The organism is Streptomyces sp. NPDC041814, assembly GCF_055590565.1.
This window is the reverse complement of the sequence record NZ_JBVJAM010000002.1, coordinates 393,726-415,595: the sequence shown is the minus strand read 5'-3', so window position 1 is coordinate 415,595 and position 21,870 is coordinate 393,726. Positions and strand designations below refer to the sequence as shown.

Below are 21,870 nucleotides of genomic sequence, written 5' to 3'. Positions count from 1 at the left end.
AGTGTTTTGCTCCCACTTGTTGGGACCTTCGGGAAGCACGGATGGTTGTATGCGAATTGCCGGGGACCTGACGATTGATGATCGTTTACGCTCCCGGCAGCGCTCCGGGGGCCGGCAGGAAGCCCGTGACCTGGAAGTACGTCAGATAGCGCGTCAGAACCTCGTCGGTGAGCGGCTTCTGCCGCACGCCCGCCTCCTCGGCCGCCCGGGCGGTGCGGCCGGAGTCGAAGCTGCGGTGGTCCGCCTCGTCCTCACCGGCCCCGTCGTCGCCGAGGAACAACTGAGCCGCGTTGTCCGGGTGTTCGGCCACACAGGCCCGCCACTCCTCGGGGGTGACGGGGCGCAGCTCGTACCCGAGGCGGGCCGCCGCCCCGAAGACGCGGTCCAGGCCCGGCGCGTCCGGGTTGGTGTAGTGGTACGCCGGCGCCCCGGGCCTTTCGGCGGTGCTGAGGGCCACCACGGCGGCGCTGACGTAGTCCACGGGCACCCAGTCGGTCGTGCCGTGCGCGAGGTCGGGCACCGCTCCGGCCTGGAGGCAGCCCTTGATGAGCTGCCAGAGCAGGTCGCGGTCCTGGCAGGCACCGGTGGTGGTGTCGCCGCTGATGCGGCCCGGGCGGTGGACGGTCACCGGGAGGCCGCGCTCGCCGGCGAGGCCGACCAGTTGCTCGGCGACCCATTTGCTCTGCGCGTACCCGTCGGGCAGACCGGCGGCCGGGCCGGTCGGGGACGACTCGGTGAGCGGTACGGGGTCCGTCCCGCGCGACGGGGCGTACACACCGGTGGTCGAGACGTAGTGCAGGCCGGGCGAGCCGGAGTCCGCGAGGAGGCGCAGCAGTTCCTCGGTGCCGCCCACGTTGGGCGCGCGCAGATCACCGTACGGGGCGGCGAAGTTGACGCGTGCCCCGTTGTGCAGCACGGGGCCCAGCCGCCGGGCGAGGGCGGCCCGTTCCCCGGGGTCGAGGCCGAGGCCGGGGGCCGCGAGGTCGCCGGGGACGGGGTGGATCAGGTCGGCGTACCGGGACTGCCACAGGCCGTAGTGCTCCAGGTTGGCGCGGAGCCGCTGGGCCGCGCTGTCGGGGCTCGCGGCCCGGACCAGGCAGTCGACCGGGCCGTCCGTGGCCTCGATGAGGTCGCGCAGCAGGAACGCGCCGAGGAAGCCGGAGGCCCCGGTGAGCAGGGGCCGTGCGGAGGGGTGGACGGGCCGGCGGTCCCGGCGCTCACCGGTGATGTCCGGCGCGAGCCGCACCTCGGCGGCGAAGTCCGGGGCCGCCGCCTCCTCGGGCTCCTCCTCCCCCGGGGCCCGGCCGAGCAGCCGGTCGACGCCCTCGACGGTGGGGGTCGCGAACAGGGCGCGCAGGGAGGGCCGTACCCCGCAGCGCTCCCCGATCCGGCGGGCCAGGGTGACGGCGAGCAGGGAGTGTCCGCCGAGCGCGAAGAAGTCGTCGGTGACACCGACTTCGGGCACGCCGAGGGTCTGCGCGAACACCTCGCACAGGGCGCGTTCACGGGCGGTGCGCGGGGCCCGTCCGCCGGCCGGGGCCGCGCTCTCCGGTGCGGGCAGGGCACGCCGGTCGGTCTTGCCGTTGGGCGTCACGGGGAAGGCGTCGAGCCGGACATGGGCGGCGGGCACCATGTGTTCGGGCAGGGTGGCGGCGAGGTGGGCGCGCAGGTCGGCCCAGCCGGGGCCGGGCTCGCCGGTGGCGGGCACGGTGTAGGCGACGAGGCGCCGGTCGCCGGGGCGGTCCTCGCGGACGGTGACGCAGGCCGCGGCGACCCCTGGGTGCGAGGTGAGCGCCGCCTCGATCTCGCCGAGTTCGATGCGGAAGCCGCGCAGCTTGACCTGGTCGTCCACGCGGGAGACGTAGAGGAGGCGGCCGTCGGGCGTCCACCGGACCAGGTCCCCGGTGCGGTACATCCGGCCGCCCGCGTGGTCGAAGGGATCGGCGACGAAGCGGGTGGCGGTGAGGGCGGCGCGGCCGTGGTAGCCGCGTGCGACGCCCTCGCCCGCGACGTACAGTTCGCCGGTGACTCCGGGCGGCACGGGGGTCAGCCGGTCGTCCAGGACGTGGACGCGGGTGCCGTCGACGGGGGCGCCGATGGGGACGGTGCGGTCGGGGGCGAGGGGCCCCTCCGCGTGCTGGAAGGCGCTCATGGTGGCGCAGACCGTGGTCTCCGTCGGACCGTAGGCGTTGACGAGGAAGCGGTCGCGGGCCCAGGCGTGGACGAGAGCCGGCGGGCACGCCTCTCCGGCGAGGACCATGGTGAGGCCGGTCGGCAGGGAGTCCGGGGGCATCACGGCGAGGGCGGCGGGCGGGATGGTGAGGTGGGTGACGCCCCGGTCGCGGACCAGGCCGGCGAGCGCCGGGCCCGGCAGCAGGGCGTCGCGGGTGTCGATCTCCAGGCAGGCGCCGGTCAGCAGTCCCATGCACAGCTCCCAGAACGCGGCGTCGAAGCTGACGGACGCCATGTGCAGCACCCGGCTGCCGGGTCCGACGCGCAGCCGCTCGCCCTGGGTCCGGGCCATCGCCCGCACGCCCCGGTGCGTGACGACGACGCCCTTGGGACGGCCGGTGGAGCCCGAGGTGTAGATGACGTACGCGGGGTTGGCCGGGTCGATGCGGACGGGCCCGGGGGTCGCACCGCTCCCGGCGAGGTCGTCGGTGAAGAGGTGCGGCACCGGGTGCCCGGGAAGGCGGCGGTGGAGTTCCGGGGTGGTGAGGAGCAGGCGGGGGCGTGCGTCGTCGAGCATGTACGACAGGCGCTGGGCCGGGTAGTCCGGGTCCAGCGGCACATAGGCGGCGCCCGCCTTGAGGACGGCGAGCAGGGCCACGACGAGCTCGGACGTCCGGGGCAGCGCGACGGCCACCCGGTCCTCGGGGCCCACACCGCGCTCGGTGAGGTGCCGGGCCAGCGCGTCGGCCCGGGCGTCGAGTTCGCCGTAGGTGAGGGTGGTGTGCGCGTCGCGGACGGCCGGGGCCTCGGGGGTGCGCCGGACCCACTCGTCGAAGAGCGCGGGGACCGTCGTGGCGGGCAGGTCGTCGGCCGGTCCGGTGCCGAGGGCGGTGAGGCGGCTGTGCTCGGCAGGGGTGAGCATGTCGTACGCGTGCAGGGGGCGGTCCGGGTCCGCGGTGACGGCGCCGAGGAGCCGGACGAGCCGATCGGCGAGGCCCTGGACGGTGGGCGCGTCGAAGAGTTCGGTGGCGTAGTCGACGGTGCCCCGCATCCCGTCCAGGGCGCCCGTGTGGTCGTAGGTCTCGGTGAGCGCGAACGACAGGTCGAACTTGCTCACCTCCGCCTCGGCGGGCACTCCGGTGACGGTGAGGCCGGGCAGGTCGATGGCGGCGGCCGCCTGGTTCTGGAGGACCAGCATGGTCTGGAAGAGCGGGTGGTGGCTCTGGGCGCGTGCGGGGTTGAGGAGTTCGACCAGCCGCTCGAAGGGCACGTCCTGGTGGGCGTAGGCGGCGAGGTCGAATTCCCTGACCCGGCCGAGGAGTTCACGGAAGGTGGGGTCGCCGCTCAGGTCGGTGCGCAGGACGAGCGTGTTGACGAAGAAGCCGACGAGACCGTTCGCCGCCTCGTCGGTGCGTCCCGCGACGGCCGTGCCCAGGGGGATGTCCTCGCCGCCGCCGTGCCGGGACAGGACGGTCGCCAGGGCGGCCTGGAGCACCATGAAGGCGCTGGAACCGCAGCTGCGGGCGAGCTCCGTGACGTGGCGGGCGGTGGCCCGGTCCACCGAGAAGCCGAGGGTGGCGCCGGTGTGCCGGGAGGTGGCGGGGCGCGGCCGGTCCCAGGGCAGCTCGATCGCCTCGGGCAGCCCCTCCAGCGCGTGCCGCCAATGGGAGAGCTGGCGGCACACCAGGCTGTCGGGGTCCTTCTCGTCGCCGAGCAGGTCGCGCTGCCAGAGGGTGTGGTCCGCGTAGTCGACGGGCAGCGGGGCCCAGTTGGGCGCCTCGCCCCGGGCGCGGGCGCGGTAGGCGAGGCCCAGGTCGTGGGCGAGGGGCGGCAGGGAGGTGCCGTCGGCGGCGATGTGGTGGACGACGAGCACCAGAACGTGGGCGTCGGGCGCCAGGCGGAGGAGGGTCGCGCGCAGGGGCAGGCTGCGTTCGATGTCGATGGCCTCGGCGGTGGCGGCCGCGACGCGGTGCCGCAGCTTCGCCTCGTCGACGCTCTCCATGGCGAAGGGGATGACGACGTCGCCGGGTGGGGTGATGTGCTGGCACGGCCCGTCCTCGCCCTCGGGGAAGACGGTGCGCAGGGCGGCGTGCCGTGCGATGACGTCGGCGACGGCGGTGCACAGGGCGTCGGGGTCGAGCGGTCCGTCGATGCGTACGGCGAGCGGGATGTTGTACGTGGCGGAGGGCCCGTCGAGCCGGTGCAGGAACCACAGCCGCTGCTGGGCGTACGACAGCGGGAGTTCGGCCGGGCGCGGCTGCGGGACCAGGGCGGGGCGGGTGCCGCCCTCCGCGCCTTCCAGTTCGGTGGCGAGCGCGGCGACGGTGGGGTGCTCGAACAGTGTGCGGATGTCGGTCTCGGTGTGCAGGGCGGTGCGGATGCGGCCGACGAGGCGCGTGGCGAGCAGGGAGTGGCCGCCCAGCGCGAAGAAGCTGTCGTCGGTGCCGACCCGGTCCACGCCGAGCACATCGGCGAACAGCCCGGCCAGGATCTCCTCCATGGCGCTGCGCGGCGCCCGCCCGGCCGCCGTGCGCGGCACGGTGGGCGCGGGCAGGGCGGCCCGGTCGATCTTGCCGTTGGGGGTCAGGGGCAGGGCGTCCAGCGGCTGGATGACGGCCGGGACCATGTACGCGGGCAGCAGCCGGCCGACGTGGGCGGCGAGCAGTCCGGGGTCGGGTGTCTCGCCGGGGGCGAGGACGACGTAGCCGGTGAGGGTGCGGTCGCCGGGCAGGTCCTCGCGTACGAGGACGCAGGCGGCGCGTACCGCCGGGTGGTCGCGCAGGACCGTTTCGATCTCGGCGGGTTCGATGCGGTGGCCGCGCAGCTTGATCTGCTGGTCGGCCCGGGCCACGTAGCGCACGGTGCCGTCGGCGTCCTGGCGCACCAGGTCGCCGGTGCGGTACATGCGGGCCCCGTCGCCCGCGAAGGGGTCGGCGACGAAGCGGGTCGCGGTGAGGGCGGGCCGGCCGAGGTAGCCGCGGGCGACGCCGGGTCCCGCGAGGTACAGCTCGCCCTCGGCGCCGGGCGGCACCGGGCTCAGCGCGGCGTCCAGGACGTAGGCGCGCATGCCGTCGAGCGGGTGGCCGATGGGCGGGGCACCGCCGGGGGTGTGGTCGGGGCCGACGTGGTGGGCGGTGGCGAAGGTGGTGGTCTCGGTGGGGCCGTAGACGTGCAGGACGGTCGTGCCGGGGTGGGCGGCGGCGACGCGCTGCATGACCCCGGGCGCCGCGGCCTCCCCGCCGGCGGCTACCAGGCGCAGTTGTCCGAGGGAGCCGGGGTCGGTCTCGGCCAGCACGTTGAAGAGGGCCGTCGTCAGGAACGCGGCCGTGACGCCGTGCCGGGTCACCAGGTCCCGCAGGGTGTCGGGCTGGAGCGGGCCGTCCGGCGCGACGACGACGCGTCCGCCGCGCAGGAGCGGGGCCCAGAGCTCGAAGGTCGAGGCGTCGAAGACGTAGGCGGAGTGCAGCAGGACGGCGTCGGCGGCGTCGTCCCAGCCGTGGTGGGCGGCCAGCGCGGCGATGTCGCCGTGGCTGACGCCGACGCCCTTGGGCAGTCCGGTGGACCCGGAGGTGAACATGACGTACGCGAGCCGGTCGCCGCCCGGCGCTGCGGGGAGCGGGCCGGGCGTGGCGGGGCCGCCGGTGAGAACGCGGCCGGCGCCGTCGACGGTCAGCAGGGCGGTGTCCGGGCCGAGCCGGCGGACCCACGGCAGCGAGGCGGTGGTCTCGTCCACGACGAGGACGCGCAGGGGGACGACGTCGGTGACCCGGTTGAGCCGTTCGGTGGGCCAGCGGGGGTCGAGCGGCACGTAGGCCCCGCCCGCGCGCAGGGTGGCCAGCGAGGCGGTGACGGTGGCGGCCGAGCGGGCGAGGAGGATGCCGACGCCGTCCTCGGCCCCGGTCCCGAGTCCGGTCAGGGCGGCGGCGAGCCGGTCCGCGACTCCGGTGAGCTGTGCGTACGTCAGCTGCTCGCCGGCGCCGGAGACGGCCACCGCGTCCGGGTGGCGGGCCGCCCGCTCGGCGACGGCCTCCGGGATGCTCAGGGCCGTGGTGCCGTCGGGCAGGCCGGCCCCGGTCCCCCGGGCGATCAGCTCCTCGCGTTCGCCGTCGAGGAGGAAGGGCGCGGTGTCGGCGCGGCGGCCGAGGTCCTGGGCCATGGCGGTCAGCAGCTGCCGCATGCGCGAGACGGTCTCGGCCACCTCCTGGCGGTCGAGCACGGCGGCCCGGTAGCCGAAGGTGATCCTCAGGGTGTCGCCGGGGGCGACGGTGAGCGTGAGCGGGTAGTGGGCGGCGTCGGTGCCGCTGAAACCGGTGACGGCGAGGCCGGGCAGTCCCCGCTGGGCGGTGCGCAGGGCCTCGGCGTCCATCGGGTAGTTCTCGAACACGACGAGGGTGTCGAAGAGTTCGTCCAGCCCGGTGACGCCCCGGATGTCGCTGAGGCCCACGTGCTGGCTGCCGAGGAGCCGGCCCTGCTCGGCCTGGAGCCGGGTCAGGTACTCCGCCAGGGTCTCGCCGGGCGCGGGCCCGGTGCGCACGGGCACGGTGTTGATGAACAGGCCGACCATGGACTCGACGCCGGGCAGCTCCGGCGGGCGCCCGGACACCGTGGTGCCGAACACCACGTCGGAGCGCCCGGTGAGGTGGCCGAGCAGCAGGCCCCAGGCGCCCTGGACCAGGGTGTTGAGGGTGAGGCGGTGGGCACGGGCCGTCTCGCGCAGCCGGGCCGTCACGGCCGCGTCCAGGTCGAGGACGAGCGTCTCGGGCAGTTCGGCCGCGCCGTCGGGGCCGTCCCGCTCCGCGAGGAGGGTCGGCGCCTCGATGCCGGCGAGGGCGGTGGACCAGGTGTCGAGGGCGGCGGCGCGATCCTGCCGGGAGAGCCAGACGAGGTAGGCGCGGTACGGGGTGACGCGCGGCAGGGCGCTGTCGTCGCCGCCGGCCGCGTACAGCTCGAAGAGCTCCCGTACGAGCAGGGGCAGCGACCAGCCGTCGAAGAGGATGTGATGGCTCGTCATGACGAGCCGGTGGCGCTCCGGCGCGGTCCGCACGAGGGTGAACCGCATCAGTGGCGGGGTGGCCAGGTCGAAGCGGCGGGTGCGGTCGGCGGCGAGGAAGGCGGTCAGCCGGTCCGGCACCTGGTCGGCGCCGGTCAGGTCCAGTTCCTCCAGGGGTGCGGGGACCTCGGCCGCGACCGCCTGCACGGGTTCGTCCAGGTCCTCGTGGAGGAAGCCGACGCGCAGGTTGGCGTGGCGTCGGAGCAGGCCGGCGACGGCGGCGCGCAGGGTGGGGACGTCGACGGGCCCTTCGAGGTCGAAGACGAACTGCGCGGTGTAGACGTCCACGGCGTGCGAGTCGTACAGGGCGTGGAAGTACATCCCGGCCTGCAGGGGCGTCAGGGGGAGTACGTCCTCCAGCTGGAACCCGTTCATTTGCGTCCACCCCACTTGTTCTGCAGTCGGTCGATCTGGGCCTGGTTGAGCGAGACCAGGGGAAGGTCGGACGGCGTGTAGCCGCCTGCTCCGGGCTGTTCGGCGTGTTCCGCGACGGCGCGCAGGGCGCGGTTGAACGCCTCGGCGAGTGCGCCCACGTCCTCTTCCTTCAGCAGGTCGCTGGGCCACGTCCAGCGGGCCACCAGGCGGGGGCCTTCGGGCAGGTCCTCGGTGTGCGCGTTGATGTCGAGGACGTGGTGCACGGGCATGTCGGGGTCCTGGCTGCGGGGTCCGCCGGCGTCGAGCAGGACCTCCCAGTCGCCGTCCGCCGCCCGGCCCGGGGCCGCGTACCGCCCCAGATAGTTGAAGCCGATCTGGGGTGCGGGGGCGGCCAGGCGGGGGCCGGTGGCCGGGTTGAGGTGGCGCAGCATGCCGTGGCCGACGCCGTGGTCGGGGACGGCGCGCAGTTGTTCCTTGACGCGCTTCACTGCACGCTCAACGAGCGAGGCGCCGAAGCGTGCCGGGTCGCGGGCGTCCAGGGGGCCGGGGTCGACCCGGACGGGGTAGAGGCTGGTGAACCAGCCGACCGTGCGGGACAGGTCGATGTGGTCGGCGATCTGTTCCCGGCCGTGGCTCTCCAGGTCGAGCAGGACCGCGGTGTCCGTGCGGGGCCGCCAGGTGTTGACGGCGAGCGCGAGCGCGGTGAGCAGGATGTCGTCGACTCCGGCGTGGAAGGCGCCGGGGACGCTGGTGAGGAGGGGCTTCGTCCAGGTGGCGGGCAGGTGGGTGGTGAGGGTGCGGGTTCCGTCGGCGGTGTCCAAGAAGGGGTCGAGCGGCCGGTAGCCGAGCTGGGGGTCCGCTGTCTTCAGCGCTTCCTCCCACAGGGGCAGTTCGCCGGTGCGGGCGGGTGTGCGGGCCTGTTCGGCGAGGAGCTGGGACCAGCGCCGGTACGAGGTGGTGGCGGCGGGCAGCGCGGATGCGGTGCCGGTGGCCACCTGCCAGGCGTGGGCGAGGTCGTCGGCGAGGATGCGCCAGGAGACGGCGTCGACGGACAGGTGGTGCACGACGAGGAGCAGCCGGCCGCGCGCTCCGGGTCCGGCGTCGCCCCAGACGGCTTCGAAGACGGCACCGGCGGAGGGCCGCAGGCGTCCGCGGGCCCGTTCGCCCGCTTCGGTGAGCGCGGCCCGGGCCGCCTCGGCGTCGAGCCCGGCGATGTCGATACGGGTGAAGCGGCGCCGGGCGGTGACGGCGCCGGGCGGCAGCGCTTCGAGTACGGGGTCGCCCCCGGCGGTCCGGGTGACGCGCAGGCGGAGCATGTCGTGGTGGTCGGCGAGGAGCTGGAGCGCGGCGACGAGGGTGTCCTCGCGGGCACCGGCGGGGGTGCTCAGCACGCCGGACTGGTTGTAGCCGTCGGTGGTGCCGGGGCGTTCCAGGAACCAGGCGGCGATGGGGGTCGGTTCCATGGTGCCGGTGCCGTGGCCGTCCGGTTCGCCGGTGGCGCCGTCCAGCGGTGCGGCGACGGCCGCGATGGCCTCCGGGGTGCGTTGGACGAAGACGTCCCGGGGTGTGACGGCGAGCCCGGCTTCCCGGACGCGGCTGACGAGCTGGATGGACAGGATGCTGTCGCCGCCGAGCGCGAAGAAGTCGTCGTCGGTACGGACGGCGGGCGCGCGCAGGACGGAGGCGAACGCCTCGCACAGGACGCGTTCGGGCGCGGTGCGCGGCTCCCGGCCCGGCCGGGCGGCGTCGGGGCGCTCCGGCGCCGGAAGCGCGGCCCGGTCCGTCTTGCCGTTCGGCAGGAGCGGCAGCGCGTCCAGGGCCACGAAGGCGGCGGGCACCATGTACGGCGGCAGCGCCTCGGTGAGCCGGGTGCGCAGTGCGCCGTCGGTGAGGCGGGCGCCCACGGTGTACGCGGTCAGGCGCCGTTCGCCGGGCCGGTCCTCGCGGACGAGGACGCAGGCGGCGGTGATCCCGTCGACGGCGGTGAGGGCGGCCTCGATCTCGCCGAGTTCGACGCGGAAGCCGTTGAGCTTGACCTGGTCGTCGGCGCGGGAGACGTAGTGGAGGAGTCCGTCGGCGTCGCGCCGGACCAGGTCGCCCGTGCGGTACATGCGGCTGCCGGCGGGGCCGGAGGGGTCGGCGACGAACCGGCCGGCGGTGAGCCCGGGGCGGCCGAGGTAGCCGCGGGCGAGGCCGTCACCGGCGAGGTACAGCTCGCCGGTGACACCCGCCGGTACGGGCTGGAGCGCGGTGTCCAGGACGTGGGCGCGGGTGTTGTCGACCGGGCGGCCGAGCGGAACGCCCCCTTCTTCTCCGTGGGCGGTGATGTGGTGGGCGGTGGCGTCGATGGTGGTCTCGGTCGGGCCGTAGAGGTTGTGCACCTCGGTGCCCCAGGCCCCGGCCGCCCGGGCCGCCAGGGCGCGGGTCAGGGGCTCGCCGCCGCAGGCGACGGCCCGCAGCGCCGGGGGCGCCGCCTCGGTGCCGGTCTCGGCGAGCAGGAGCGCGAGGTGGGAGGGGACGAACTGGGCGAGGGTGACGCCCTCGTCCCGCATCCGGGCCAGCAGCCCGGCCGGGTCGTGGTTGAGCGCGGCCGGTACGGGGCAGGTGGCACCGCCGTGCAGCAGCGGCAGCCAGGTCTCCCACACCGAGGCGTCGAAGCTGGGCGAGGTGCGGGCGAGGACGCGGTCGTCGTCGGTGAGACCGAAGTGGTCTGCCATCCAGGCCATGTGGTTGGTGAGCGCGCCATGGGTGACGACGACGCCCTTGGGCCGGCCGGTGGAGCCGGAGGTGTAGATGACGTACGCGGCGTCGTGGGGGCCGGGCCCGGCGGCGGCAGAGGGCGCCCCGCGTCCGCCCGGCCAGGCGGACCGGTCGCCGAGCGCGAGGCGGGGCACGGCAGCGTACCGGGCGGCCCGCGCCGCGTCGTCGACCAGGAACAGGGCCGGGTGGGCGTCGTCGAGCATGTGGGTGACGCGGGCCTCGGGGTAGTCCAGGTCGACGGGCAGGCAGGCGGCCCCGGCCTTGGCGACGGCGAGCATCGCGACGACCCGGTCGGCGGTGCCTTCGGCGGCGAGGGCGACGAGGTCGCCGCGGCCGACGCCCCGGTCGTGGAGGTGATGGGCCAGGTCGTCGGAGCGGGCGTCCAGCTCGGCGAAGGTGAGCTGCTGGGCACCGGCCCGGACGGCGATCCGCCCGGGGGTCCGGGCGGCCTGGGCACGGAACGCCTCGGGGGCGGTACGGGCGTGGACCGGGCGGACCGGGCCCGGCGCGGCCCGGTCCAGCTCGGCGCGTTCCGCCGTGTCCAGGAACTCGGCGGTGCGGACACGCCCTCCGGGGTCGGCGGCGAGCGAGGCGAGCAGTCGGGTCAGTCGCGCGGCCAGGGCGTGCGCGGTGGCGGGGTCGAAGAGGTCGGTGGAGAACTCCAGGTTGCCGTCGAGCCCGGTGGGGCGGCCCGCGGCGTCGCGGGTCTCCGTGAAGGTGAAGGTGAGGTCGAACTTGCTGATCCCGGTCCGCACGGGCTGCTCGGTCACGGCGAGGCCGTCCAGGTCGAGCGCGGTGTCCGCCTGGTTCTGGAGGACGATCATGGTCTGGAAGAGCGGGTGATGGTCCTGCGCCCGGGCCGGGGCGAGGACGTCCACCAGCCGTTCGAACGGCAGGTCCTGGTGGGCGTAGGCGGCCAGGTCGAACGCCCGGACGCGGTCCAGGACTTCGGTGAAGGCGGGGTCGCCGGTCAGGTCGGTGCGCAGGACGAGGGTGTTGACGAAGAAGCCCACCAGATCGTCCAGGGCTTCGTCGGTGCGTCCGGCGACGGCGGTGCCGAGGGGGATGTCCTCCCCGGCGCCGTGCCGGGAGAGCAGGACGGACAGGGCTGCCTGGAGCACCATGAACAGGCTGCATCCCCGGGCGCGGGCCAGCTCGGCGAGCGCCCGGTGGGTGTCCGCGTCCACGCGGAACGCGAAGGCGTCGCCCCGGTAGGTGAGGACGGCGGGGCGCGGCCGGTCCAGGGGCAGGGCGAGCAGTCCGGGGCTGCCGGCCAGCGCGGTGCGCCACCAGTCCAGCTGGCGGGCGGCCCTGCTGTCCGCGTCGTTCTCGTCGCCCAGGAGGGAGCGCTGCCAGAGGGTGTAGTCGGCGTACTGGACGCGGAGTTCCGGGCGGCCGGACTCCTCGCCCCGGCTGCGGCGGCGGTAGGCGTCGCCGAGGTCGCGGGCCAGTGGGGCCAGCGACCAGCCGTCGCCCGCGATGTGGTGGACGAGGAGGACGAGCACATGGGTCTCGGCGCCCGGGCTGAGCAGCCGGGCCCGGACGGGGAGGTCGGCGGTGACGTCGAAGGCGTGCGCCACCTCGGCGGCCAGCGCCTCGTCCAGGCCGTCCGGGCTGATCTCCCGGGGCGTCAGGTCCAGGTCGGCGTGGTCGGCGGCGAGGACGAGCTGGCGCGGGACCCCGCCGGTCTCGGGGAATACGGTGCGCAGGCTTTCGTGCCGCTCCACGACGTCCATGAGGGCGCGTTCCAGGGCCGGGACGTCGAGCGGTCCGTCCAGGCGCAGCACCAGCGGCACGTTGTAGGTGGGGCTGGGGCCCTCGAACCGGTTGAGGAACCACAGGCGCTGCTGCGCGAAGGACAGCGGCAGCGGGTCCGGCCGGTGCGGCGTGCGTACCAGCGGCGGGGCGGCTGCTCCGGCTCCGTCGAGGGCGGCGGCGAGCGCGGCGGGCGTGGGGTGCTCGAAGACCGCCTTGACCTGGACCTCGACGGCGAGCGCGGCCCGGATGCGGGCGACGAGCCGGGTGGCGAGCAGGGAGTGGCCGCCCAGGGCGAAGAAGTCGTCGTCGGCGCCCACGGCCGGGAGGCCGAGGACGTCGGCGACGAGGCCGCAGACGATCTCCTCACGGGCGGTGCGGGCGGTGCGCCCGCGCGCCGCGGTGTGCTGTTCGGGCACGGGCAGGGCGCGCCGGTCCACCTTGCCGTTGACGGTCAGCGGCAGCGCGTCCACGAGGACGAACGCGGAGGGCACCATGTAGGCGGGCAGGGACCGGCCGACGGCTTCGGCGAGATCGGCCGGATCGGGACGGAGAGCCCCGGCGGGCACCACGTACGCGACGAGCCGCCGGTCGCCCGGGACGTCCTCGCGTACGAGGGTAAAGACGTCGGCGACCCCGTCGCAGCAGGCGAGAACGGACTCGATCTCGCCGGGTTCGATGCGGTAGCCGCGCAGCTTGACCTGGCTGTCGGCGCGGGAGACGTAGGCGATCTGCCCGTCCGGGGTCCACTTCACGAGGTCGCCGGTGCGGTACATGCGCCCGCCGTCCGGGTCGAAGGGGTCGGCGACGAACCGGGTGGCGGTCAGGGCGGGCAGGCCGGTGTAGCCCCGGGCGACGCCGCGCCCGGCGAGGTACAGCTCCCCCGTGACTCCCGCCGGGACCGGGCCCAGCGAGCCGTCGAGCACGTACAGCCGCATGCCGTCCAGGGGCCGGCCGATGGGCGGCGGGCCCGCCGGCAGGTCGGCGGCCACGTCGTAGCGGGTGGCGAAGGTGGTGGTCTCGGTGGGGCCGTACACGTGCAGGACGCGGACACCGGGCGCGGCGCCCGCGACGCGCTGCATGGCGTCGGGCGAGGCGAGTTCGCCGCCCGCGCAGACGAGGCGGAGTCCGGCGAAGGCGCCGGGGTCGGTGTCCGCGATGACGTTGAGCAGGGCGGTCGTCAGGAAGACGGCGGTCACGCCCTGGTCGCGGACGGCTCGGCGCAGCGTCCCGGCCTCCAGGACGCCTTCCGGTGCGACGACGACCGTGCCGCCGCGCAGGAGTGGCGCCCACATCTCGAAGGTGGACGCGTCGAAGACGTACGCCGAGTGCATGAGGACCGCGTCGGCCGCGCCGTCGTGCCAGGCGGAGTCCTCGGTGAGCGCCGCCACATCGGCGTGACTGACTCCGACGCCCTTGGGCAGCCCGGTCGAGCCGGAGGTGAACATGACGTACGCGAGGGAGTCCGGCCCCGGTACGGGGGCGGCCCTGCCGGGCGCCGGGGGCGCGCCGCGCAGGACGCGGCCGGTCCGGTCCACGACGAGGACCGGGATGCGGCGGGCGGCCTCGGTCACCCAGGCGCAGGCGGCGGCCGGCTCGTCCACGACGAGGGCCCGCACGCCCGCCGCCTCGGCGACCTGGTCGAGCCGTTCCCCGGGCCAGCGCGCGTCCATCGGCACATACGCGGCGGCGGCCCGCACCGCGCCGAGGGACGCGGAGACGACGGCCGGTGACCGGGAGAGCAGCACGCCGACGCCGGTCTCGGGGCCCGCGCCGAGAGCGGCGAGGGCGCGGGCCAGTTCGGCGGAGACGGTGTCGAGTGCGGTGTACGTGAGGGTGGTGCCGTCGCCGGTCACGGCCACGGCGTCCGGGGTGCGGCCCGCCTGTGCGGCGAAGAGCGCGGGCAGAGTGGTGTCCGGTGCGGGGGCGGGCAGTTCGCGGCCGGTGCCCCACCCGGTGGTGCGGGTGCGCTCGTCGGGTGTCAGCAGGTCGTAGTCCGCGACGGGCCGGGCGGGGTCGGCCGCCACCTGTTCCAGCAGCCGCAGCAGGCGCGCGGCCAGGGCCTCGACGGTGACGTGGTCGAAGAGGGCGGTGGCGTACTCGATCCCGGCGGTGAGTCCGCCCCCGCCCCGCTCCTCACCGAAGGCGAAGGTGAGGTCGAACTTGCTCAGGCCGTTGTGGACGAGCCGGTCCTCGACGTCGAGTCCCGGCAGTTCGGGACGTACGGCGTCCTGGTTCTGCAGGACCAGCATGGTCTGGAACAGGGGGTGGTGGTTGCGGGCCCGGACCGGGTTGACGCTCTCGACCAGCCGCTCGAACGGCACGTCCTGGTGGGCGTACGCGGCGAGGTCGAACTCCCTGACTCTCCGCAGGAGTTCGCCGAAGGTGGGGGCGCCGGACAGATCGGTGCGCAGGACGAGCGTGTTGACGAAGAACCCGACCAGGTCCTCCAGGGCCTCGTCCGTGCGGCCCGCGACGGGCGTGCCGAGCGGAATGTCGTCGCCCGCGCCGTGCCGGTGCAGCAGCGTGGCGACGGCTGCCTGGAGCACCATGAACAGCGTGGTGCCGGACTCCCTCGCCAGGCGCAGGAGTCCGGCGTGCAGTTCGGGCGGTACGTCGAAGGTGTGGACTTCCCCCGAGGGGTCGGTGGTGACCGGTCGCGGGCGGTCGAGCGGCAGGTCGATGAGCCCGGGCAGTCCGGCGAGCGCGGTGTGCCAGTGGTCCAGCTGCTCGCGCAGCAGGTTTCCCGGGGCGTCCGGGTCGCCCAGGACGGCCTGCTGCCACAGGGTGTAGTCGGCGTACTGGATCCCGTCGCCGGCCTCCGGCTGCCGCCCGGCGAGGCGGGCCCGGTAGGCCTCGCCCAGGTGGCGGGCGAGCGGGGCGAGCGACCAGCCGTCGCCCGCGATGTGGTGCAGGACCAGCACGAGGACGTGGTGGCCGGGCGCGGTGCGCAGCAGCCTGGCCCGCAGCGGCGGATCGGCGGCCAGGTCGAACGGCGCGCCCACGGCGTCCGTGACGGCCGCCTCCAGCCAGGCCGGTGCCGTGCTCTCGACGGGCAGCCGGGGCGCGACGGGCTCGGCGGGCAGCACCAACTGGTACGGCACGCCGTCGCGTTCGGGGAAGACCGTGCGCAGCGCCTCGTGCCGCTCCACGATGTCCAGCAGGGCGGCGCGCAGGGCGTCGGTGTCCAGCGGTCCGTCGATGTCGAGCACCAGCGGGATGTGGTAGGAGGAGCTGAGCCCGTCGAGCCGGTTCAGGAACCAGAGCCGCTGCTGCGCGTACGACAGGGGCAGCGGGTCCGGCCGCTCGGCCACGGGGCGGACCGGCGGGCGGGACCGCCCCCGGGTGTCCAGGGCCCGGGCGAGACCGGCGACGGTCGGGTGCTCGAACAGGGTCCGAACGGCGAGGTCGGCGCCGAGGACCGTGCGGACCCGGCTGACGACGCGCATCGCGAGGAGCGAGTGCCCGCCCAGGTCGAAGAAGCTGTCGTGCGGGCCGACAACGGAGCGGCCCAGGACATCGGCGAAGATCCCGGCGAGCAGGTCCTCGCGGGGGCTCGGCGCGCCGGAGCCCTCGGGGGTGGACGCGGCCTCCTCCTCGGGCGGGGGCAGGGCGCGCCGGTCCGTCTTGCCGTTGGGCAGGAGCGGCAGGTCGTCCAGGACGACGACCGCGGCGGGCACCATGTAGTGCGGCAGCGCCTCCGCGAGGGCGTCGCGCAGGCTCGCCGGGCGCGGCCCCCGGTCCGTGGTGACGGCGTAGGCGACGAGCCTGCGCTCCCCCGGCACGTCCTCCCGGATCACCGCGCAGGCGGCGGTGACACCGGGGTGGGTGAGCAGGGCGGCCTCGATCTCGCCGGGTTCGATGCGGAAGCCGCGCAGCTTGACCTGGTCGTCGGCGCGGGACACGTAGTCGAGGAGCCCGGCCGCGTTCCAGCGGACCAGGTCGCCGGTGCGGTACATGCGGGCGCCGGTGTCCTCGAAGGGATCGGCGACGAAGCGGGCGGCGGTGGGACCGGGCCGGTTCAGGTAGCCGCGGGCGAGGTTGGGGCCCGACAGGTAGAGCTCACCGGTGACGCCGGGCGGCACCGGGCGCAGCCGGTGGTCCAGGACGTAGGCGCGCATGGTGTCGACGGGCCTGCCGATCGGCACCGTCTCGTGCGGGGTGTCCGGCGTGGCGGCCACGCGGTGGGCCGTCGCGTCGATCGTGGCCTCGGTCGGCCCGTAGAGGTTGTGCACCTCCGTACGCCACCGCGCGGCCGTCTCCTCGGCGAGGGCGCGCGGCAGGGGCTCCCCGCCGCACAGGACGGCGCGCAGGCCCGGCAGGGGCGCGGCGTCGGCCGCCTCGGAGAGGACGAGGGCGAGGTGCGAGGGCACGAACTGGGCGACGGTGACACCGAACCGGCTCATCCAGGAGACCAGCGTGTCCGGCTCCGTGTTGGCTCCGGACGGCAGTACGCACACCTCGGCGCCGTGCATGAGGGGCAGCCAGACCTCCCACACGGAGGCGTCGAAACTGCTGGATGTCCTCGCGAGCACCCGGTCCCGCGGAGTGACCGTCAGGTGTCCCGCCAGCCAGGCCATGTGGTTGGCCAGGGCGCCATGGGTGACGACCACGCCCTTGGGGCGGCCGGTGGACCCGGAGGTGTAGATGACGTACGCGGGATCCGCCGAGCGGGGTGTGCAGGGGAGCGGAGTGACCGGGAGGGCGGGCGGCTGGAGTGCGTCGAGGGCGAGTCGCGGTATGTCGCCGGTGGGGACGTCGCCCTCGGTGAGGACCAGGGCGGGGCGCGCGTCGTCCAGCATGTGGCGGATGCGGGCGGGCGGGTAGGCGGGGTCGACCGGCAGGTACGCGGCGCCCGACCGGAGCACGGCCAGCATCGCCACGACGGTGTGCGCGGAGGGCGGCGCGGCGATGGCGACCCTGGTCTCCCGGCCCGCACCGCGCTCGCGCAGCGCGTGGGCGAGGGCGTCGGCCCGGGCGTCGAGCTCGGCGTAGGTGAGGCGGGTGTGCGCGTCGCGCACGGCGACGGCTTCCGGGGTACGCAGGGCCTGTTCCCGGACCGCCTCGGGGGCGGTGAGCACCGGCAGGGCCCGGGGTGCGCCGAGTCCCCGGGCGAGGAGGTCGTTCCGCTCGGCCGGAGTCAGGGGGTCCAGTTCGCCGATGGGGCGGCCCGGTTCGGTGACGGCCTGGGTGAGGACGTGGGCGAAGCGGGCGCAGAGGGCGCGGGCGGTGGCGGCGTCGAAGAGGTCGGTGGCGTACTCCAGGTAGCCGCCGATGCCCCCGGCGGTCTCCTCGGCCTCTCCGGTCCCGATGGTTTCGGCCAGGGAGAACGTGAGGTCGAACTTGCTGCCGCCGTGGTGCCGGGACCGGTCGCGGACGGTGATGCCGGGCAGCTCCGGTTCGGCCCGGTCCTGGTTCTGGAGGACCAGCATTGTCTGGAAGAGGGGGTGGTGGTCGCCGGACCGCTCCGGGTTGACGGCCTCCACGACCCGTTCGAAGGGCAGGTCGCTGTGGCCGAAGGCGGCGATGTCGGACTGCTTGACCCGGTCGAGGAGTTCACGGAACGTCGGCTCGCCGGAGAGGTCGGTGCGCAGCACGACGGTGTTGACGAAGAAGCCGACCAGCTCGTCCAGCACCTCGTCGGTGCGGCCGGCCACCGCGGTGCCGAGCGGAATGTCGCTGCCCGCGCCGTGGGCGCCGAGCGTCACGGCGAGGGCCGCCTGGAGCACCATGAACGGCGTGCACCCGGCGGTACGGGCGAGCCGGACGAGCGCGTTGTGCGCCGGGGCGGGCAGGTCGAAGGGGACGGACGCGCCCCGGTGGCTGGGCACGGCGGGGCGGGGCCGGTCGAGGGGCAGGTCGAGCAGGCCGGGGGCGCCGCGCAGCGCCTCCTGCCAGAAGGCGGTCTGCCGGGCGGCGAGGCTGTCCGGATCGCCGCCGTCGCCGAGCAGTCGGCGCTGCCAGAGGGTGTAGTCGGCGTACTGCACGCGCAGCGGCGCCCAGTCGGGGGTGCCCATGCCCCGGGTCCTGGCCAGGTAGGCGGCGGAGAGGTCGCGGCAGAGCGGGGCGAGGGACCAGCCGTCGGCGACGATGTGGTGCAGCACGAGGACCAGGACGTGCCGGGCGGGCCCGCGCCGGAGCAGGTGGGCACGGACGGCGGGGTCCCGGCTCAGGTCGAACGCGGCGGTGCTCAGGCGGCGTACCGTTTCCGCCTCCCAGGCGTCGGCGTCCCCGTCCGGCGGAGGCTGTTCAACGGTGAGGGGGACGAGCGACGCGGCGGCGTCCGCTTCGACGACGCGCTGCCGGGCGACGCCGTCGTGCTCGGCGAACACCGTGCGCAGGCTCTCGTGCCGGACGGCGACATCGGCCAGGGCGCGGCTCAGCGCCTCGGCGTCCAGGGGGCCGTCGAGCTCCAGGACGAGCGGGACGTTGTAGGTGTCGCCGGGCGCCTCGGACCGGTTGAGGAACCAGAGGCGCTGCTGCGCGAAGGACAGCGGCAGCACCTCGGGCCGGGGCTGCGGTGCGAGGACGGGCCGGGCGGCGCCCGCGGTGTCCAGAGCGGCGGCCAGGGAGGCGACCGTGGGGTGGTCGAAGAGCGTGGCGAGGGCGAGTTCGACGCCGAGGGCGGCCCTGACCCGGCCGGTGAGGCGGGTGGCGAGCAGCGAGTGGCCGCCCAGGGCGAAGAAGCTGTCGTCCACCCCGACCGCGCTCACGCCCAGCACGTCCGCGAACAGCCCGGCGAGCACCTCCTCGTACGCGGTGCGCGGCGCCCGTCCGGTGCCGGTGGCGGTCCGGGGCGCGGGCAGGGCGCGGCGGTCGACCTTGCCGTTGGGGTTGAGGGGGAGGGCGTCGAGGACGACGAAGGCGGAGGGCACCATGTACGCGGGCAGCGTGCGCCCGGCCCGGCGGGCCAGCGCGGCGGTGTCCGCGCGGGCTCCGGGCGCGGGCACCACATAGGCGACGAGCCTGGGGTCGCCGGGGGTGTCCTCGCGGACGACGACGCAGGCGCCGCGCACGTCCGGGTCGGTGAGCAGGGCGTGCTCGGTCTCGGCCGGTTCGATGCGGAAGCCGCGCAGCTTGACCTGGCCGTCGGCGCGCCCGACGTACTCGATGTGGCCCGCTCCGGTCCAGCGCACGAGGTCGCCGGTGCGGTACATCCGGCTGCCGGGCGGACCGTACGGGTCGGCGACGAAGCGGGTGGCGGTGAGCGCGGCGCGGCCCTGGTAGCCGCGGGCGACGCCGTGCCCGCTCACGTAGAGCTCCCCCACCACGCCGGGCGGCACCAGGTCCAGGGCGCCGTCGAGGACGTACAGGCCCATCCCGTCCAGCGGGCGGCCGATGGGCGGCGCACCGGGCGTTTTGGCGGTGACGGGGTGCCGGGTGGCGAAGGTGGTGGTCTCGGTGGGGCCGTACACGTGCAGGACGTTCGTGCGCGGTGAGGCGGCGGCCACGCGCTGCATGAGGCCGGGGGTCGCGGCCTCGCCCCCGGCGGCGACGAGGCGCAGTCCCGCGAAGACCGCGGGGTCCGCCTCGGCCATCACGTTGAACAGGGCGGTCGTGAGGAACAGCGCGGTGACGCCGTGCCGTTCGACCGCCTCCCGGACGGCGCGCGCCTCCATGACGCCGCCGGGGGCGACGACCACCCGGCCGCCGTTGAGGAGCGGCACCCAGAGCTCGAAGGTGGAGGCGTCGAAGACGTACGCGGAGTGCATGAGGACCGCGTCGGACACCCCGTCGGTCCAGCCGCTGTCGGCGGCGAGGGCCAGCACGTCGGCGTGGGTGACGCCGACTCCCTTGGGCAGTCCGGTGGAGCCGGAGGTGAACATGATGTACGCGAGCCGGTCGGGTCTGCTGACCCCGGGCAGCGCTCCGGGCCGTTCCGGCGCGCCGTCGAGCACCCGGCCGCACCCGTCCACGACGAGGAGCGGCAGACGGGTGGCGGCCTCCCGCACCCAGGGTTCGCGGGCGGTCCGCTCGTCGGCGATCAGGGCGCGCACGCGGGCCGACCCGGCGACACGGCCGAGCCGTTCGGCGGGCCAGGCCGCGTCCATCGGGACGTAGGCGGCGCCCGCGGCGACGGTCGCGAGGGTGGCGGCCGGGACCGCGGCCGAGCGGCCCAGGAGCACCCCGACGCCGTCCTCCGCACCGATGCCCCAGCCGGTCAGCGCGGCCGCCAGGTCATCGGCCACCCGGTCGAGTTGCCGGTACGAGAGGGTGTGCGCGCCGTCCTCGACGGCGGGGGCGTCCGGGGTCCGGCGGGCCTGGTCCCGGAACGCCTCCGGCAGCGTCCGCGCGACGGCCGGCCCGGGCAGGGCGGTGCCGAGTCCCTGGGCGCGCAGGGCGGCGCCGGTGGCTTCGTCCACGAGCGGCAGGTCTCCCAGGGGCAGGCCGGGGTCGGCGGCCGCCAGGGCGGAGACGAAGGACACGACGGCCTGCTCGTGCAGCCGCACGTCCTCGGGGTGGTAGAGGTCGGGGCGGGCGTCGAAGCCGATCAACGGCCCCTTGCCCTCGGCCCGTTCGGAGACGAAGAGCGACACGTCGTCCACCGGGCCGACCGACAGCACCCGGGAGGGCGCGGGGATTCCGGCGAAGTCCCGGTCGTAGTCGTAGCCCATGATGTTGACGACGATGCCGGTGAGGCGGGCCGCGTCGTCGCCCGTGTTGAGTTCGCGGGCGAGTTGTTCGCGGGAGAAGCGGCGGTGGCGCAGGGCGCCGCGCATCTCGGCGGCGGCCGCGCGGACGAGGTCGCCGACGGACATGGCGTCGGTGGGCGTCAGGCGCAGCGGCAGGATATTGGCGGTCATGCCGACGATGTGCCGCAGCCCGCCGTGCCGGCCGTTGGAGGCGAGGCCCACGGTGACCTCGCGGGTGCCGGTGACCCGGGCGGTGTACGCGGCGACCGCGGCGACCAGGACGGCGCTCCACGTGGTGCGGTGGGCGGCGGCGAGCCGGCGCAGGTCCTCGAAGACCTCGGCGGACAGGGACTCGCCGGTGTGGAGCCGTGTGCCGGGTGCGGCCGGTGCGCGGTCCGCCGGTGCGGGGAGGTCGGTGCGGCGGCGGATGAGTGTCCGGCCGCTGTGCGTGCCGTCGTCCCCGGTGGTGTCCGGGGCCCGCTCCGCGAACCTGGCGGTCCAGTAGGCGCGGTCGGCGTCATGGCGGCCGGATTCGCGGTAGGCCGTCTCGTCGGCGACGAGGTCGCGCAGGGGTGCGGCGGGCAGCGTGACCCCGGCGAGGTCCTCGCCCCGCACCGCGCGTCCGTAGAGGTCGGCCACGACGCGGGTGAAGACGGCGCCACCGAGGCCGTCGACGGCTATGTGGTGGAAGCGGACGTACCAGTAGGACAGCCCGTCACCGGCACGGAGCAGGGCCAGGTGGTGGCGGGGGCGGTGCAGGGTGTCCGGCGTGGCCATGTCCGTCGCCAGGTAGCGCTCGACCGCGGCGGCGGGGTCGGCGGCGCCGGACACGTCCACGATCCGGAGCCGGCGGGCGCCCGGCTCGCGGACGACGCGCTGGAGGAGGGTGTCGCCCTCCGTGACGAACTCCAGGTTCAGGCTGTCGCACAGCTCGCAGGCCCGGTCGACGGCGGCGGCGAACAGCGCCTCGTCCAGATCGCCCCGGATCTCGAAGCATTCACCGATGTTGTATTTCGGGCTGTCGGGGTCGACCAGTTGCCCGTACCAGACTCCCTGCTGGGCTGCGGTCGTCCCGAAGAACTCTTCGGGAGCGGATTCCGGGGATACAGAGCGGTTTTCGCGCAT

At 75.4% G+C, this 21,870-nt stretch carries 2 protein-coding genes; both read right to left on the bottom strand.

Going from position 1 to position 21,870, the window contains the following annotated elements; all coding sequences use genetic code 11:
* Positions 1–85: 85 nt before the first annotated feature.
* Positions 86–7,597, bottom strand: a complete 7,512-nt coding sequence (locus tag ACZ6C6_RS07215; RefSeq protein WP_469199971.1) for an amino acid adenylation domain-containing protein — start codon at positions 7,595–7,597, stop codon at positions 86–88.
* The gene (locus tag ACZ6C6_RS07210) at positions 7,594–21,870 is read right to left on the bottom strand and encodes an amino acid adenylation domain-containing protein (RefSeq protein ID WP_469199969.1); all 14,277 of its coding nucleotides are present in this window, start codon (positions 21,868–21,870) and stop codon (positions 7,594–7,596) included. The genes ACZ6C6_RS07215 and ACZ6C6_RS07210 overlap by 4 nt, the downstream gene beginning before the upstream one ends.